Origin of the sequence: Cutibacterium namnetense (genome assembly GCF_001642025.1) — a bacterium.
In the GTDB taxonomy this organism is placed as follows: Bacteria; Actinomycetota; Actinomycetes; order Propionibacteriales; family Propionibacteriaceae; genus Cutibacterium; species Cutibacterium namnetense.
Map to the genome: position 1 here is coordinate 1 of NZ_LWHO01000001.1, position 17,007 is coordinate 17,007.

Genomic DNA, 17,007 nt, shown 5'->3' on the forward strand with positions numbered 1-17,007 from the left:
CTCACCCACCGGCGCACTCACCAACCTGCCACCATGAGTCGCCAAACCACGCCGAAGCTCACCACGCAACCCACACGCACCCCTCCAACCCTCATCAGCCAACAACACCACATACCGCATCGTCGCTGCGGTTCCCCCCAGATCGTGGAGGGCTTGCGGCTACGCGGCGTCCGGGACGGGCGTCGCGGTGGTCTGCTCGTAATTGACCGGTGACATCATGCCAGCGGCGCTGTGTCGGCGTTGGTGGTTGTAGAACCCGTAGGCCCAGTCGATGACGACGGCCCGGGCCTGGGCCCGGGTGTCGAACTCGTGCCGGGACAGGACTTCCCACTCCAGGGAAGAGAAGAACGCCTCGGCGGCGGCGTTGTCGAAGCACGAGCCGACCCGGCCCATCGACTGGCGGATCCCGAGGTCGGCGCAGAGCCGGGTGAACGAGGTCGCCGTGTAGGTCGAGCCCCTGTCGGTGTGGAAGATGACGCGGTTGGCCTCGTCCTCGCGCCAGATCGCCTCCTTGCCGCCGCGAGCGGTGACGGCCATCCGGATCGCCGCGCACGCCAGGTCAGCGTCGGGGTGGGCGCTGGTCGCGGCGCCGAGCAGCCGGCGCGAGTACAGGTCGATCACGGTGGCCAAGTACAGCTTGCCCTCGGCCGTGGGGATCTCGGTGATGTCGCCGACCCACTTGTAGTTGGGCGCCGGCGCGGTGAAGTCGCGACGCACCAGGTCCAGGAACTTGGGTGCGGTCCTGTCCTGCCTGGTCAGGCCGCTGCGGCGCTTGATCACGCGGGCCACCAGGCCCTGACGGCGCATCGACTCGGCGACCGTCTTCTCGCTGACCCGCCATCCGGCCTCGCGCAGGTCCTCGCGCAGGCGGGGCGATCCGTGCAGGCCCTTCGCCTTGCGGAACGCGACGGCCACGGCCCGGTCGACGGTGTCGCGCCGCCGGTCGGTGTCGGTGAACAGCCCGCTCGCGGCGCCCGGGCCGTCCGCGTGCTTGATCCACTTGTAGAACCACGCCTCGGAGACTCCGAGCAGCGCGCAGACGGTCGTGTGTGGCACGGCGTAGTTGGTCCTCTGGTCGGCGATGAAGCGTGCCACGCTCACTTCGTCGCCTCCTTCACCCACAGGACCACGGATCGCTTGAGGACATCGCGCTCCATCCGCAGCTCGGCGACCTCGGCGCGGAGCCGTTTCAGCTCCTCGTAGTCGTCCTTGGACAGCTCGCCATGACCTTCGCGTGCGGCACGAGCGCGTTGGACCCAGTCGCCCAGCGTGCCCTCGTTCACGCCCAGATCTCGAGCGACCTGCGTGATCGGCTTGTTCGTCTCCTCGACGATCCGGACCGCTCCCTCACGGAACTCCCGGTCGTACTTCTTGCGCTTCTCTGGCATCTCGATCCTCATTGTGGATGCCTCTACGCTCCGGGGGGAACCTCAGACGCTGGCGCAGCAGCTCCAGTACCCGAGTCTTGTGGTTAAGAGGAATAGTGGCCGTCCAGGTGCACTCCAGGCTCCATCCACCCAGCTCCGGGGCGACATCACACCGCAATTCGATCTGCCGGTTGGTCAGCAACTTCTGCAGCCGACGATGCAGGGTGCTGGCCGGAACGTCGAGGGTACGGGCAAGTGAAGTGGCGCTGGTACGTCCATCGACAGCGAGCGACTGAGCTACCTCCCGGTCCAGATCGTCGGGAGGTAGCATCCACAACTCCCCTGGCCGGGGGCCCTTGGCCAGGGTTTTCTCCGTTTTACTCAGCGCATCGATATGCCAAGAGTTCGAGCCGATAACGACTGAAGTCACCAAAGCGCTGCGCGAGCCATGAACCCCGCGCAACCCTCCAATCCAGTCGATAACCATGTCTGACAGGGTGGGAAGATCAGGCGCAACGACCGTCAAAAGAAGATCACGATCCCCCGTTGTCTCGTCAACACTGACGATCATGGGATTCGCACAGAGAGTCTTGATGACTTGGGGAAGGCTCTCGGTATGACAGTCGACCTCAACGATGGCTGTCATCTGCCGGTTGAGGTTCGGACAGGCAGTTATCCATGCAATTCCGTCATCGACGAGCCGTTGCCAGCGGTGGGCGACGGTGGTCGGGGAGACACCCAAAATATTGCCCACTTTGGCCCAGCTGGCGCGCGGGTCGATCTGCAAGACGTTAACGAGTCGCCGGTCAAGCTCTTCGTACATGTGACTCCTTCGCCGACGCTGGGAAGATCCTTAAAAGTGTCTCACTTCAGTTGGAAATAACGTGCAACCACCCCGCCAGTTGTGCGCACATCTGTCGCAGGAGCCACCGCACGAACTCCCAGTGCCAACGTAGGGGCCAGACGGATCAACGAAGAGCCGTCGACCTGCACAACTGCAGGTCAGGGCAGGCCTCCTTTGACTGCAGAGATGTCGCCAGCGCAGCGCTTGCGACTGAAGTGGCATCACAGCAAGGAAGCCGGCTCTTCAACACCAGACATCGTCGTCAGGGGGAACCACAATGACCGCTACCAATCCCATCCGAGTCGTCCAGTGGGGCCTAGGAGCGATGGGCCAAGGCATGGCCAAACTCATCGCTGCCAAGGACGGACTGGAACTCGTCGGGGCCATCGACGTCAACCCAGCTCTGGACGGCAAAGATGTTGGCGAGATCCTCGGCACTGATCCACTCGGAGCCACCGTCACAACTCATCCCACCTCCATCCTCAATTCCAACAACGTCGACGTCGTCACTATCGCCACAACCTCGTGGCTCCGCGACCAGATCGCCGATCTGCGCACCATCATTACCGCTGGCATCAACGTCGTGAGCATCGCCGAAGAGATGTCCTGCCCCGAGGCCCAGAACCCCGACATGGCCAAGGAACTCGACGAACTCGCCAAGCAGCACGGCGTCTCGGTCGTCGGCGTCGGCGTCAACCCCGGATTCGTGCTGGACCACCTCGTCGTCGCCCTCAGCTCCGGAAGCCAGGAAGTCACCCACATCGAAGCCCGCCGCGTCAACGACCTCGCCCCCTATGGCCAGACTGTGCTGCGCACCCAGGGAGTCGGCACCACCCCCGAGGAGTTCAAGGCTGGCGTGGCAAACGGATCCATCGTTGGCCACGTAGGCTTCCCCGAATCCATCCGGCTCATCAGCGACGCCCTCGGTCTGGACGTCGACTCGATCGAGCAGCACATCGAGCCCATCATCGCCAAGGTCGCCCGCCCTGCCCGGGACCGCACCGTCGAGCCAGGTCAGGTGGCTGGCTGCAACCACACCGCCGTCGGCCGTCGCGGAGGCGAGGAGGTCATCCGACTCATCCATCCGCAGCAGGTCGCCCCAGAGACCGAAGGCCAGGAGACCGGCGACTTCATCACCATCACTGGTGTTCCAGACATCGCAATGTCGACAGGCCCAGAAATTGCTGGCGGCAGAGCTACCGCGGGAATTTGCGTCAACACCATCCCGCGCATCGTCACTGCCACCCCCGGCCTCAAGCGCATCATCGACCTGCCCTCACCGTGTGCCCTCATGGGACCGTCGGCCTACCAGCGTCGTTGAGCGAGGTCGTCATGACAGATATCCCTCACACCACCCCGCAGGCAGACAGCCTCATTCCGAAGGGCACCTGGGTCGAGGTCCGCACCGTCATCCTGCCGCCCTCTGATCGGGCCGCTGCCGTACCGGCAGACACCGCAGCCACCCCTCTCGTGCAGTGGGTTAGCGGATTCCTCGACCAGGAGGCACACCTCGGTGACGAAGTCACCATCACTTCGATTATCGGGCGGCATCACACCGGCGTCCTCGACCGCATCAACCCCAGTTACAGCCACAGCTTCGGCAACACCGTGCCCGAACTGCTACCCATCGGCACCACGCATGAACCCATCACACCTCACGGGCAAAAGGACCAGTCATGAGCAACTCATATGACGACGTCATGGCTCGCCGCAGCGACATCATGCGGCAAGCCCTCGCCCTGGACTACGACAGTTTTCAGCACGGTGACCTAGTCTTCGACTACGACGCCTTGATGTCCTCGACTGGCTACCGCCTGGACGACGTCGCGCGCATCCAGGCCGAAACCAAGGTTGGCCACACCCCGCTATATGAGTTACATCGCCTCACCGAAGCCGTGCGTGAGATCGCCGGCCCTGGAAAAGGCGCCCGGATTCTCCTCAAAGACGAGGCTGCCAATGCGTCGGGCAGTTTCAAAGCTCGTCGCGCCTCCCTGAGTGCCCATGAAGCCCAAGTTAAGGGCTTCGCCGGCATGGTGACGGCAACCAGTGGAAACTACGGCGCTGCCGTCGCCTCCCAAGCCGCTCAGCGCGGGCTGGCCTGCATCGTCATCCAGGAAATCTACGACTCCCAGCACGTCAGCCAGCCCGAGATTGTCGAAAAATCCCGAGCCTGCGAGGCTTACGGCGCAGAAGTGATCAAGCTAACGGTCGGACCGGAACTTTTCTACGTGCTGCTGCGCACTTTGGAGGACACCGGATACTTCAACGCCAGCCTTTACACCCCCTACGGCATCGCCGGCATCGAAACCCTCGGCGCCGAAATCGGCCGCGAAGTGCAGGAACGCTACGGCCGCCAACCCGACGCCGTCGTCGTTACTCACGCCGGTGGCGGCAACATCACCGGAACCACCCGCGGCTTGCGCAAGGTGGGCTGCGACGAGACCCAAGTCATCGCGGTATCGGTGGATCTCACTGGGCTGCACATGGCCTCCGACCACGACTTCAACAACAAGTCGTTTACGACGGGGCACACTGGCTTCGGCGTACCCTTCGCAACCTGGCCGGACCGCGTCGACGTCCCGCGCAATGCCGCGCGTCCGCTGCGCTACATGGACGGCTACCAGCTGGTATCCCAAGGCGAGGTCTTCTACATGACCGAGCTCCTCACCAAGATCGAGGGCCTGGAGCGTGGGCCAGCCGGTAACACCAGCCTGACGGCCGCGGTCGCCATGGCCCGTCAGATGGATCGCGACCAGATCGTTGTCGTCCAAGAAACCGAGTACACCGGCGCTGGAAAACACCACAATAGCCAGCTGTCTTTCGCACGGTCGCGGGGAATTGAGATTCGCCGCGGCGATCCTGCCGACAACGTTCCAGGCAAAGCGATCGTCATTCCAGAACGCCTCGATCAGGTAAGCGTCCGCCCCCTCGACCTCGACAAGCTGCGTCACAGCTACCTGCGCCACGCGAGTCAGATCGTGGCACCCGAGCAATGGGGGGACGTCGAGCTGGAGTTCCTGGCTGCTGAAACCAACACCACCACTGATGACGTCCGCCAGATCGGCGCTGACCTGGCCACGCAGACGAAAGGAGCATGATGTCCAACCCTGATCAGGAGCGCGTCGAGCGCTACGAAGCTCTGCGCTCCGAACTCGCCGACCTCGACGACGCGGCCCTCAAGGAACGCTTCTGGCAACTGTGCGAGGAGGTCATGACACCGGTCGTTGACCTTGCCCGCAGCCACACCACCCCCTCCATTGAACGGTCCGTTCTACTGCGCATGGGAATCGACTCGGTGACAACCCATGCCGTCGTTGAGAACGTCTTCGCGGCCGGTTTGGGCGGCAAAGGGGCCGGCCACGCCGTACTGCGACTGTCCCGTCGTGACGGCATTGATCTGTGTAAGGCAGCTGCCCGCATAGCCGAGGATCCCAAGACCCTCGACGGACTATTCGACGGCACACCGCTGCCAACCGCGAAAACGCCGATCGCGGATTCCAAGGAAGGAGCCCCGGCATGACTGCCCAAGACACGTGTCTGCACCACAAGCACGCCCGCCAGCGCGAGCACCTCGACCCCGTCAGCGAATCCGCTGTGATGCCGTCGAAGCCGATCGAGCCCCACTCCCAACAAGACTCCCCCGGCCCGAATACCAAACTCAATATCGAGGAGATCCTCACCGACCTTGAGCACTACCATCCCCGTCGCAAGGGATGGACCTGGCGGAACGTGCCAGAAGAGGGAGTCGACATGGGCGACTTCCACTACCGGAACATGTCCACCCCGCTGAAGCAGAGTATGCCCCTGCCCGCAGCAGAGTACTTCGAGAACATCGATCCTCAGCCGGCACCCGTCGTCACCTCCGAGATCGCCTCCGGGCACTTCGAGGACGACCTGCGCCGCATGAGAATGGCGGCTTGGCACGGAGCTGACCACATCATGGTCATCCGCACCACCGGGCAGAGCCACATCGACGGACTACTAGAAGGCACCCCAGAAGGTATCGGCGGCGTTCCAATCACCCGTAAACAGCTGCGCGCCAGCCGCAAGGCCTGCGACCTCATCGAGGACGAGGTAGGACGCCCCATCAACTTCCACTCCTACGTTTCCGGAGTCGCCGGCCCTGAAGTGGCCGTCCTCTTCGCCGAGGAAGGGGTTAACGGCGCTCACCAGGATCCGCAATACAACCTGCTGTACCGCAATATCAACGCCTACCGCAGCTACGTTGACGCCGGCGAGGCCAAGAAGGTGATGGCAGGCGCACAGATCTTCCAGATCGACGGCGCACACAACGCCAACGCCACCGCCCGGCATGGCTGGAAGGTCATGCCTGAGCTCATGGTCCAGCACGGCCTCAACTGCATGTTCTCGGTCCTGATCGGGATGCCGAAAGACCTCATCGGCTTGTCGACAGTTCCGCCCAGCGCTCCACCGGCGCCCAAACTCTGGTACAACCTGCCATACGCGGTGGCCCTACGTGATCTGTTCAGCGAGTACAAGATGCGCGCCCAGCAGAACACCCGATACATCGAGTCCGACCTCGCCGAAGCCATCCGTACCCACACCATCGACACCCTCATCTCGATGCTGACCAGCGCAGACATCCAGAGCACCATTCCCCCTGACGAAGGCCGCAACCTGCCCTGGCATCACAACTCCGTTCGCGGCGTCCAGACGGTCAAACAGACCTGGGCCGCCCTCGATGGCATCAAAGAAATGGTGACCATCAACCGCGACGGACCGCTGGGTGACATGGCTCGCGACCTCAAGGAGAGGGCCATCGGGTTCCTTACCGAAATGCTCCACGTCGGTGGCTACTTCGCCGCCGTTGAAGACGGATTCTTCGTCGACTCGGCAGAATTCCCGGAACGCAACCACGACGGTATCGCCCGTGACGGCCAAGGCGGAATCGCCGAAGGAACCGTCGTCGAGCGTGACCCCGACTACCTCGCCCCAGTCTGCGACCATTTCGGCAACAATAACCTGCCCGAGGGCCTCAATAAGCCGTGCGATCTCATCGACGGCTGCACCCTGTGTAAGCCCGAGAAAATCGTCTACATCGACGAGCTCGACCCCAACGACTCGGCCGCCACCCGCCTGGCCCGCACCCGCCCCTTCCGCGACGGCACAGCGCTGCGGCCCGAGGCGGAATGGGCCGGTGACGGCGTCGTTCTGGTACAGATGAACATCCCCGCCTCCGAGGACATCGCCCGTGAAGCAGCCGTCGAGATGGCGCGCAGAATGGGCATCACCGACCCTTAGGTTTGCAACCTGCAAGCGCTGCACCCCGCCGAGGGATGCTTCGCTGAAGTCAGGGGTCAGGCGACCCACGTCGACGTCGACCCGTCCAAGCTGACGATCCCGGAGAAAATCGAACTGCTGCCCGCCGACGAATTACGGCAATTCGTCACCGACCACGAGTTGTCGGTAGTCGCCGGCACCGTTGGTGAGGACGAGCACAGCGTCGGACTGCGCGAAATCCTCGACATCAAGCACGGTGGCATCGAGAAATACGGGGTGAAGTACCGCTACCTCGGCACATCGGTGCCGGTGGAGAAGATGGTCGATGCCGCCATCGAAAGCGGAGCCGACGCCATCCTCATCTCCACGATCATCAGTCATAACGACATCCACCGCACCATGATGCGCAAGTTGGCTGATCTGGCCACCGAAAAAGGCATCCGCGACAAGGTCGTTCTCGTCGCCGGCGGCACCCAGGTAAACCGAGAAATGGCAGCAGAGACCGGCCTGGACGCCACATTCGGGCGCGGCACCAAGGGCATCGACGTCCTCGACGCCATCGTGCGCACCATGCGCATCCGCGAAGAGGGCTAACTACGATGACCATACTCACCACCGTGGAGATCGGCTCCACCATCACCAAGGCCAACGCCTTCTGCATGGAGTCCGGGGTGCTGCACCACATCGGGCAGGGTTTCGCCCCTACCTCGGTGGCCGACGGCGATGTGCGCATCGGCGCGGATGCCGCGATCACCCAGATGCGTGAGCAATGCGCCTCACCGCTGGCCGCCGAGAAGGTCTTCGTGAACTCCTCGGCGGCCGGAGGATTGCGCATGAGCGTCCACGGTCTGACCCGCTCCATGACGGCCAGAGCTGCGCGCGAGGCAGCCCTGGGCGCCGGGGCCATCGTCACTATGACCACCGTCGGGGCAATGGACGAGTTCGACTTGGAAGATCTCCAGGAGAACCACCCCAACATCATTCTGCTGGCCGGTGGGGTCGATGACGGAGAAAAACGTATCGTCGTCGAGAACGCGAAGATCGTTGCGTCCGCCCAACTTGGGGTGCCAGTTATCTACGCCGGGAACTCCCGTGTCAGGCGACACGTCGAGTCCATCTTCGCCGATGCCGGCCAACCACTGACATGCGTCGAGAACGTCTTCCCTGACGTCGACGTACTGCGTGTCGAACCGGTGCGCGCCGTCATACACGACGTCTTCAACGATCACATCACCGCCGCCCCAGGCATGCACGGCCTGGCCGAGCTGACTGACCATGAGATCCTGCCGACCCCAGGAGCCGTGCTGCTCGCCACTGAGTTGTTCGCCGATGCCGTGGGCGATGCGGTGGTGGTCGACGTAGGTGGCGCCACCACCGACATCCACAGCGTCACCGACGGATCCTCGGAGTGGTCGGCTCGGGTGATCGACCCCGAACCACGAACTAAGAGAACCGTCGAGGGCGACCTCGGAGTCTTCGTCAACGCACGTCGCGTCGCGGCGATGACTGATGAGGGAGAGGAGGAGCGTCTGGAATGGCTGCGTGCCATTCCCGGCGACGAGCGGGAGGCTGAGGTGACCCAGTGGCTTGCCCGGGAGGCCGTCGAGACCGGAGTGGGCCGTCATGCCGGAACGGTGACCGAGATCTTCACCCCGACCGGCAAGACCCAAGTGGTGCGTGGCAAGGACCTCAGCGCCGTTCGCTGGGTGGTGGGAACCGGAGGGGCCTTGACTCGGGTACCGGGCGGTGCGGATATCCTCCGCCGAATCTGTACCGGAGCTGGCGCCCAGCTGCTGCCTAGTCCTGAGGCCACCATCGTCATCGACCGCGACTACCGATTTTCCGCCCTCGGGACGATAGCCCAGTGCTACCCCGACGAGGTCCGTCGCACCTTCGCAACCTGGATCGAATCCCTCACTGGCAGCACAAAACTGCCCAACGACGAGAGGGTGGGCGTCACTGATGACGCTGCCCCACCCGACGTGACAAAAAACGACACCCCACACGGGATGGAAAACACATCATGAACGGCCTCACCCCCCGGTTGGAGATTTTCGCCGACCGTATCCGCAACAATGCGCGGGCAATCGTTCACCAGTGCGCCGAACACGGTGTCCAGGTCGCAGCCGTCACCAAGGTGCTACATGCCCACCCGGTGCTCCCAGGCTTTGGAGGACACCGGCATCACGATGCTCGCTGATTCTCGACTTCAAAACCTGCGTCAAATCGCCGAATGTGGCACTTCGCTACCAACTATGTTGCTGCGAGCCCCTGGACGTCACGACATTGACGACACTGTTCAGCTCGCCGACATTTCTCTCAACTCCTCCCTTACGACGATGACCGCTTTATCGGACGCCGCTGTCCGAGCCAGGACCCGCCACGGAGTCATCGTCATGGTCGATGTCGGTGATCTGCGTGAGGGAGTGTGGCCCGACCATCTCGTTGATGTTGTCTCCGCGGCAGCCGCCCTGCCCGGCATCGATATCAAGGGGGTCGGTACCAACCTGGCCTGCTACGGCGGAGTCCAACCAAGCGTCAAAAATATGACTCGCCTAGTACAGTTACGCGACATGGCGCGCGCGGCCACCGGCCTGGAGCTGGATCTCATCTCGGGCGGGAACTCGGCAAATCTTCCGCTTATGATGAGCGGTACCATGCCGTCCGAAATCAACAATCTGCGCATTGGTGAAGCCATCATCCTGGGTCGCAACACCCTGGATCGGTCGCCATGGCCGCAAACCCGTCAGGACACCGTCGAAGTTGTCACCGATATCATCGAACTCGAGCGCAAGCCATCGATTCCGCTAGGACGCACCGGCGAGGACGCGTTCGGTCAACACGTCACCTTCACCGATCGAGGTACTCGGCTGCGTGCCATCTGTAATCTCGGTCGCCAGGACGTCAATCCGTCTGATCTGACGCCCGTTGACCCTGGCCACATCGTGCTGGGAGCCAGTTCGGATCACCTCATCGTTGATATGACTGATTCCGCCGAATCCGTCGAGATCGGCACTGAAGTGAGATTCCGGCCCACCTATGCCGGCTTGCTCGCCACCGCCACCTCCTCTGCCGTGTGGAAGGCAGCGGCCACTGCCCATCGCCTGTGAGGCGACCGTCATCACCTTCACCGAACAAAGGAGTTCCCGTGAGTGCACGAGAAACACAATCCATCGACGTACCGCATCACAGCGCCCTAGCTAGACCCGTGAAGAAACCGTCACCCGCTCTCGGCCGGGAAGGCCCCGCAGAGGAGCGTGAGCTACAACGTGGGCTGACCAACCGTCACCTACAGCTCATTGCACTAGGCGGCGCCATCGGCACTGGAATGTTCATGGGATCGAGCAGCACCATCCATCTTGCTGGCCCGTCTAGTGCCCTCGTCTACGCCCTCATCGGCTTCTTCCTCTACTTCATGATGCGGGCCCTTGGCGAGATGCTGCTGTCCAACCTCAACTACAAATCTTTCCGGGACATCGCTGAGGACCTGCTTGGTCCAGCCGGTGGTTTTATCGCCGGGTGGACATATTGGTTCTCGTGGATCGTGGCCGCCATGGGCGACATGGCCGCTATTACCGCCTACTTCCAATATTGGTGGCCGAATGTCCCGAAGTGGCTTCCCGCAGCCGCCCTAGCCGCCGTCCTACTCGCCCTCAACATTATTGCCGTGCAGTTCTTTGGTGAGGCCGAGTTCTGGTTCGCCCTCATCAAGCTCATCGCAGTCGGTGCGCTGGTCATTGTTGCCATCGCACTGTTGGCAAGCCGCTTCGTCTCCCCCGACGGCGACCCTGCCACCATCGCCAACCTGTGGAATGATGGCGGTTTCTTCCCCAACGGCCTGATGGGCTTCCTCGGCGGCTTCCAGATCGCGTTCTTCGCCTTCGTCGGTATCGAGCTCGTCGGTACTGCCGCTGCCGAAACCAAGGATCCCTGCACCACTCTCCCAAAGGCAATCAATGCCATCCCGGTGCGACTTGCCCTCTTCTACGTGCTCGCCCTGCTAGCCATCACCGCCGTCATACCGTGGCGCAAAGTCGTGCCCGGGGTAAGCCCTTTCGTGTCGCTGTTCGGCTTGGCGGGCTTCGGCGCAGCTGCCAGTGTGATGAACTTCGTCCTGCTTACCGCTGCGGCGTCATCGGATAATTCCGGCCTGTACTCGACCTCACGAATGATGTACGGCCTAGCCCTCGACAGCCAGGCTCCCTCACGGTTTCGAAAACTGTCGAGCAACAACGTGCCGCGCAACGCGCTTGTCGCCTCGTGCCTGCTGCTGCTATGCGGCATCACTTTCCTCTACACCTCGGATTCGATCATGCAGGCCTTCGCCTTGGTGACGACAGTTGCCGCCCTACTGTTCCTCTTCACCTGGTCACTCATCGTCGTCTGCTACATCGTGTACCGCCACAAGCGCCCGCAGCTCCACAACGAGTCCGTCTACAAGATGCCTGGTGGCGTCCCCATGTGCTGGGTTGTGCTGGCCTTCTTCGCCACCAGCCTGGTCATTCTTACCTTGGACCCGACCACTCGGATCGCAGTGCTCATCACCCCGATCTGGTTCGCGTTCATCGGAGCGATGTACTTCGTGTACCGCCGCCGCGAGCAGCATAAAGAAGCGTTGCGCTAACTTTCACCGACGCCCCGACCCCAGGAACACACCAGATGCTCGTCGAGCCGTGGCCCGGGGATATTTGACCCGAGGCGATGCTCGTTGGGTACTGCCGCGGGCTGGCTCAGCCGTCTCAGCACCCTCGATACCCATCGATCACCACCTGCGTGAAAAATTCACCGACATGCAGCCAGACAGCCGTAAATCCTCTTTATATTGCCATTATTTCACCCCTTCCATATATCAAATTTGTCGCACGCTAACACACCAGTGTTACACTGCAATGAAGTCGCGTCGCGGCAGGCCGAATCACCGTCGATCCACCCTCATCGCACGCCCCTGGTTTTGGCGACCGTATTTAGGAGGCGACTGATATGACTGGTTTTAGCAAGATTCCAGGCAGGGAGCGACACTCGCACACATTGGCGTCAAGCGAACACCACGGGAGCGCGCCGAGAGCCGGGGCGTCACCGTCCAACCAGCAGCCAGAAGCTCACCTGCACCGCAACCTCAACAACCGTCACATCCAGCTCATCGCTATCGGCGGTGCTATCGGAACCGGCCTGTTCCTAGGCTCTGGCAAAGCCATCCGCGCCGCAGGCCCCAGCATCATCGTCTCATACCTCGTCATCGGCACCATGCTCTACTTCGTCGTTAGGGCTATGGGCGAGCTGCTCATGTACAACCTCGATTACAAGAGCTTCCAAGACTTCGCAGCTGATCTGATCGGCCCCTGGGCTCGATTCTTTGTAGGGTGGACCTATTGGCTTTGTTGGGTCGTCACCGGCATGGCCGAGCTCATTGGAATTACGACCTACTGGGATTTCTGGGTTAAGAATAGAGGGATTGCGACTCTACTCGCAGCCGCCACATTATTTCTCCTGCTCTGTTTGAACCTTCTTACCGTAAAAATGTTTGGAGAGCTAGAGTTCTGGTTTGCGCTCATCAAGATTATCGCGATTATTTCTCTCATCCTCCTCGCCATCGTGCTAGCCGTCATGAAGTTCCGATCTCCGTCTGGAGGCGCGGCATCCATCGCCAACCTGTGGAACCGCGGCGGCTTCATGCCCAACAGTTGGAGTGGCTTCTTCGCTGGTTTCCAGATGGCAGCATTCGCCTTCGTCGCAATTGAACTCATCGGAACCACCGCCGCTGAGACACAAGATCCCGAGAAGACCCTTCCCCGGGCCATTAGCGCTGTCCCGGCCCGAATCCTTATCTTTTACGTCGGCGCCTTGCTTGCGATCATGACCGTCGTTCCGTGGGACCAGGTCCGGGCAGATTCCTCCCCGTTCGTGCAGGTTCTCGGACTAGTGGGATTCACTGGCGCAGCTAGCGTGATGAATTTCGTCGTCCTGACATCGGCAGCCTCATCGTCTAACTCTGGGATCTACTCCATCTCAAGAATGCTTTTTGGGCTCGCACACAAGCACATGGCGCCGAAGTTGTTCGGCCGACTCAGTAAGAACGGCGTCCCCTGTTGGGGCCTCGTCGTCACTGTCCTGGCCCTGAGCACGTCACTGCTCCTAGCCGCATCCGAGTCGTTTACCAAGGCATTTACCCTCGTCACGACAATTTCGTCGGTACTATTCCTCTTCGTCTGGAGCATGATCGTCATCAGCTACATGAAGTACCGCAAGGTTGCGCCCGCCGCCCACGCCGCATCTAGGTACCCCATGCCTGGGGGTCGCGGCATGTGCTGGGCCATATTGGCGTTCTTCGTGTTCGTCCTCGTGCTGCTGACTCAGGAAGCCGACACTGCTCGAGCCCTGGCCCTCACACCAGTATGGTTCGTCATCCTCGGAATCGGCTGGTTCTTCGACCGCCGCCACGCCACCCAAGACGATGTAGGCACCGACGACGCCCATTCGAACGGAGATAGCTAAGTGATGATAATCGTCGGGTGCCGTTTTACCTGAGCACTGTGCCCGCGTCGCCGTCCTCCATACCGACCCTCAACCCTTCTATCCCCTATCCGTCCCTCTCAGACAATCCCTTCGCCTTCCTCCCGGGCCGATCCCGCCCTGCTCAGTCCAGCTCTTCCCGGATCAACCCGCCGCCTTACCCATCAGTCCGGCCCCTCCCCAAGCCAACCCGCCGCCTTACCATTTCTGACAGTTCAAAGGAGCTATGACACATGCCACGTTGTCCATCACCTTCTCACGCCATTATTGATCTGCGTGCCATCGCTGCGAATCTCGCCGTCGTGAGAAAACGCGCAGGTGACCGAAAAGTCCTCTTTGCCGTCAAAGCCGACGCCTACGGACATGGGGCAGTCGAGGTCTCGCGCTATGTCGAAAAACACCGATATGCCGACTGGCTCGCCGTCGCCACCGTCGCTGAGGGTCAGGAGCTGGTTGAAGCCGGCATCACCCTGCCCATACTCAAGCTCTCCCCCGCCGATCCTTGGGACATGGATGCTGCCATCACATCTGGGATGCGTCTAACCGTGGTGGATTTCGACACTCTGGAAGCGGTAAGTAAAGCCGCTGTACGACTAGGGATCACTGCCAGGATTCACATCGCTGTCGATAGCGGCATGGGACGCATTGGGCTGCGCCCTGAACACCTTGCTCAACTCACGGCTGCCGCTGACCGTACCGAACGCGTCGAAGTCGAGGGCGTCTTCACCCACCTTCCCATGAGTGATGTCCCTGAAGGAGAAGAGTTCACCCGCCATGAGATCGACGCCTTCATGACTGCTGTCACCCAGACACAAACCGATCGCGGGCCGTTTCCCCTCGTGCACCTGGCAAATTCCGGCGCCATCCTCGGCCACGACCTCGGGAAAACCTCTATGGTGCGCGCCGGCATCGTTGGATACGGATACGACCCCGACCCTCACGCCAATCGTGCCGACCTACACCCTGCCCTGTCATGGATCAGTCACGTCACCTTCGTTAAAACTATCAATCCGGGGGATGCCATCGGCTACGGCAGGACATGGACCGCTAGTGAAACGACAAAAATCGCCACCGTCCCCGTCGGTTACGCCGACGGATTGTCCCGAGGGCTGTCGAATAAAGGGCACGTCCTCATTGGAGGATCGGTTCATCCCATCGTCGGTCGGATCTGCATGGACCAATTCATGGTCGATCTTGGCCCCGATTCGAGCGTCACGGTGGGGGATGAGGTAGTACTCATTGGAACCCAAGGGGATGAAGTTCTGACCGCTGATGATATGGCCGAGCTCCTCGGGACAATCAGTTACGAAATCACCTGTGCCATTTCCAAACGCGTGGATCGGCGCTGGGTCGGACAGTGACGCGCCCACGCCAGTCATCCGTGCGGTGCCCGTAAGAGTATTCCCCAGGCGCTGCATGCCGTCGTCTGCCCCGTGTTACCAAAATCCCCGGTTCAGTTGAAGACTGATCACGTAAGGTCCGGCACCACGCCTCGATCGGGAAAAATCGTCATCGGGTCGCTGTAGTCCGCAATCGGACAAGGCGTGGTGAGGAGCTCAGCGCTGGCTACTCACTCGAAGTGGTAATGCTTCACGACCTTGTCAATACATTCGCGAGCCATCTCCGCGACAGGCATCTCACAAAAAACCCGCAGGAGAGGCTCCGTGCCAGAAAACCGCACAATGATCCACCCACCGTTCACGAAGTAGACCTTCACCCCATCCATGTCGCTGATGTGATCGACTTCTAGGCTGAAGTCGGGTAGGTCCTTATCCTGGTAGATACGCTGCTTAAGGCGGTCTTTGTCCTCAGGAGCGAAGGAGAAGTCGTCCTCCACCATCTCTAGCCGACCGTAACGCTCCTCGATGTCAGCGTAGATCTGCGAAAGTTTCTTACCGCGCTTAGCGATCATCTCCACCAGCAGGGTGCCGGCGTAGATGCCATCCTTGCCTGCAATATGCCCCTTGACGGTCAAACCTCCAGAGGACTCACCACCGATGATGGCGCTAGTCTCAGCCATCTTGGACGACACCCACTTAAATCCAACCGGTACCTCGTAACAGGTTTGCCCGTGGGCCTCAGCGACACGGTCAAGCAGATGGGTCGTCGCGAGGTTACGCACGCAGGGGCCCTGCCATCCCTTGTCTTCTAGAAGGTAGGTGTACAGCAACACGAGGATCTGATTGGGGTGCAAGAAATGCCCCTGATCATCAATGATGCCGAGGCGGTCTGCGTCACCATCGGTGGCGATGCCGATATCAGCCCCACGCTCGATGACTTCCTGGGTGAGCGCTTGCAGGGTCTTGGAGTTCGGCGAGGGAAGCCGTCCACCAAAGAGTGTGTCGCGACGCTCATGAATGGTATCGACGTCGCAGCGAGCCGTCATAAGAATGGTCTGAAGACAGGTGCGAGAAACGCCAAACATGGGGTCGAGGACGACCTTGAGGTGGGCGTGGCGGATAGCCTCCAGGTCGACATGATCAAGGATCGCGTCAATGTACCAGTTCATTGACGTCTGCACCTCAATTACGCCGTCACGAAGAGCATCGGTGCGGTGCATGCGCCTAATATCCCCGGTGCTGATGGAATTGGCACGGCACTGAATAGGTTCGGTGATCTTGACCTTGGCGTCGCGGCCACCTTCTGTGAACACCTTAAGACCGTTATAGGTGGCAGGGTTATGGGAGGCTGTCACGGCCATGCCATAGGCACAATCGAGGTCCCGAACGGTCCACATAATCATCGGGGTCGGTGCGGGCCGGTCGATGATCCGCACGACGATGTCGTTACCGGCGAGTACTTCCGCTGCCCACCAGGCAAATTCCGGAGAAAGGAAGCGCTGGTCATATCCGATGACAACAGGGCGATGTTGTTGGTTTTCGTCGTGTATACGGTCGGCAAGCGCCTGAGCGACCCGCTCAACATTTAAGCGAGTGAACGTATCCGCGATGATGGCTCGCCAGCCGCCGGTGCCAAACTCAATCTCGTCCGCCATGGCTCATAGATTAGGTCGAAAAAATCTTCCCAGTCCGTGAAACCCAGCTC

11 protein-coding genes and 4 pseudogenes are annotated in these 17,007 nt (G+C 61.2%); 10 read left to right on the forward strand and 5 right to left on the reverse strand.

Annotation, left to right across the window (positions count from 1 at the left end; genetic code table 11):
- The 4 genes and pseudogenes from A5483_RS10945 to A5483_RS00015 all read right to left on the reverse strand — a co-directional run.
- A pseudogene (locus A5483_RS10945) lies at positions 1-132 on the reverse strand (alanine dehydrogenase); the annotation flags it as partial.
- Positions 133-159: 27 nt separating this feature from the next.
- Positions 160-1,095: an IS3 family transposase gene (locus A5483_RS00005; protein WP_241497657.1), complete on the reverse strand. Its 936-nt coding sequence runs from the start codon at positions 1,093-1,095 to the stop codon at positions 160-162.
- Positions 1,096-1,097: 2 nt separating this feature from the next.
- A complete protein-coding gene (locus A5483_RS00010) occupies positions 1,098-1,388 on the reverse strand; it encodes a transposase (protein WP_063810618.1) in 291 nt (96 codons plus the stop codon).
- Between the two features lie 46 nt (positions 1,389-1,434).
- Positions 1,435-2,190 (reverse strand): annotated as a pseudogene (locus tag A5483_RS00015) (AsnC family transcriptional regulator); the annotation flags it as partial.
- Between the two features lie 298 nt (positions 2,191-2,488).
- Between A5483_RS00015 and ord the strand changes: the two are divergent.
- From ord to alr, 10 genes and pseudogenes are all read left to right on the forward strand, one after another.
- The gene (gene ord / locus A5483_RS00020; RefSeq protein WP_063810619.1) at positions 2,489-3,532 is read left to right on the forward strand and encodes a 2,4-diaminopentanoate dehydrogenase; all 1,044 of its coding nucleotides are present in this window, start codon (positions 2,489-2,491) and stop codon (positions 3,530-3,532) included.
- Positions 3,533-3,543: 11 nt separating this feature from the next.
- Positions 3,544-3,891, forward strand: coding sequence for a 2-amino-4-oxopentanoate thiolase subunit OrtA (gene ortA, locus A5483_RS00025; RefSeq protein ID WP_063810620.1), 348 nt, complete (start codon positions 3,544-3,546; stop codon positions 3,889-3,891).
- Entirely contained in the window at positions 3,888-5,309 is a 1,422-nt protein-coding gene (gene ortB, locus A5483_RS00030) for a 2-amino-4-oxopentanoate thiolase subunit OrtB (protein WP_063810621.1), read from the forward strand. The genes ortA and ortB overlap by 4 nt, the downstream gene beginning before the upstream one ends.
- Positions 5,306-5,731 carry a D-ornithine 4,5-aminomutase subunit OraS gene (oraS, locus tag A5483_RS00035; RefSeq protein WP_002522722.1) on the forward strand — a complete coding sequence of 142 codons (426 nt, stop codon included), beginning with the start codon at positions 5,306-5,308 and terminating at the stop codon, positions 5,729-5,731. Before ortB ends, oraS begins: the two co-directional genes overlap by 4 nt.
- A pseudogene (gene oraE, locus A5483_RS00040) lies at positions 5,728-8,046 on the forward strand (D-ornithine 4,5-aminomutase subunit OraE). The gene oraS and the pseudogene oraE overlap by 4 nt, the downstream one beginning before the upstream one ends.
- Before the next feature lie 5 nt (positions 8,047-8,051).
- Positions 8,052-9,479, forward strand: coding sequence for a glutamate mutase L (locus A5483_RS00045; RefSeq protein ID WP_063810622.1), 1,428 nt, complete (start codon positions 8,052-8,054; stop codon positions 9,477-9,479).
- Positions 9,476-10,562: pseudogene (locus tag A5483_RS00050) on the forward strand (alanine/ornithine racemase family PLP-dependent enzyme). Before A5483_RS00045 ends, A5483_RS00050 begins: the two are co-directional and overlap by 4 nt.
- A 98-nt stretch (positions 10,563-10,660) precedes the next feature.
- Positions 10,661-12,076 (forward strand): amino acid permease, encoded by a 1,416-nt coding sequence (locus A5483_RS00055; RefSeq protein ID WP_002522726.1) that lies wholly within the window; start codon positions 10,661-10,663, stop codon positions 12,074-12,076.
- Between the two features lie 356 nt (positions 12,077-12,432).
- Positions 12,433-13,944, forward strand: coding sequence for an amino acid permease (locus A5483_RS00060; protein ID WP_063810624.1), 1,512 nt, complete (start codon positions 12,433-12,435; stop codon positions 13,942-13,944).
- A 251-nt stretch (positions 13,945-14,195) separates the two neighbouring features.
- Positions 14,196-15,323: an alanine racemase gene (gene alr, locus A5483_RS00065; RefSeq protein ID WP_002541845.1), complete on the forward strand. Its 1,128-nt coding sequence runs from the start codon at positions 14,196-14,198 to the stop codon at positions 15,321-15,323.
- 209 nt (positions 15,324-15,532) lie between these two features.
- Here the strand turns inward: alr and A5483_RS00070 are convergent, their stop codons facing one another.
- Entirely contained in the window at positions 15,533-16,957 is a 1,425-nt protein-coding gene (locus A5483_RS00070) for a phosphoglucomutase/phosphomannomutase family protein (protein WP_002522730.1), read from the reverse strand.
- Between the last annotated feature and the right edge of the window lie 50 nt (positions 16,958-17,007).

Coding starts and splice junctions, on each gene's coding strand:
- A5483_RS00010 (WP_063810618.1), bottom strand. CDS start 1,388: ATGCCAGAGAAGCGCAAGAAGTACGACCGGGAGTTCCGTGAGGGAGCG.
- ord (WP_063810619.1), top strand. CDS start 2,489: ATGACCGCTACCAATCCCATCCGAGTCGTCCAGTGGGGCCTAGGAGCG.
- ortA (WP_063810620.1), top strand. CDS start 3,544: ATGACAGATATCCCTCACACCACCCCGCAGGCAGACAGCCTCATTCCG.
- ortB (WP_063810621.1), top strand. CDS start 3,888: ATGAGCAACTCATATGACGACGTCATGGCTCGCCGCAGCGACATCATG.
- oraS (WP_002522722.1), top strand. CDS start 5,306: ATGATGTCCAACCCTGATCAGGAGCGCGTCGAGCGCTACGAAGCTCTG.
- A5483_RS00045 (WP_063810622.1), top strand. CDS start 8,052: ATGACCATACTCACCACCGTGGAGATCGGCTCCACCATCACCAAGGCC.
- A5483_RS00060 (WP_063810624.1), top strand. CDS start 12,433: ATGACTGGTTTTAGCAAGATTCCAGGCAGGGAGCGACACTCGCACACA.
- alr (WP_002541845.1), top strand. CDS start 14,196: ATGCCACGTTGTCCATCACCTTCTCACGCCATTATTGATCTGCGTGCC.
- A5483_RS00070 (WP_002522730.1), bottom strand. CDS start 16,957: ATGGCGGACGAGATTGAGTTTGGCACCGGCGGCTGGCGAGCCATCATC.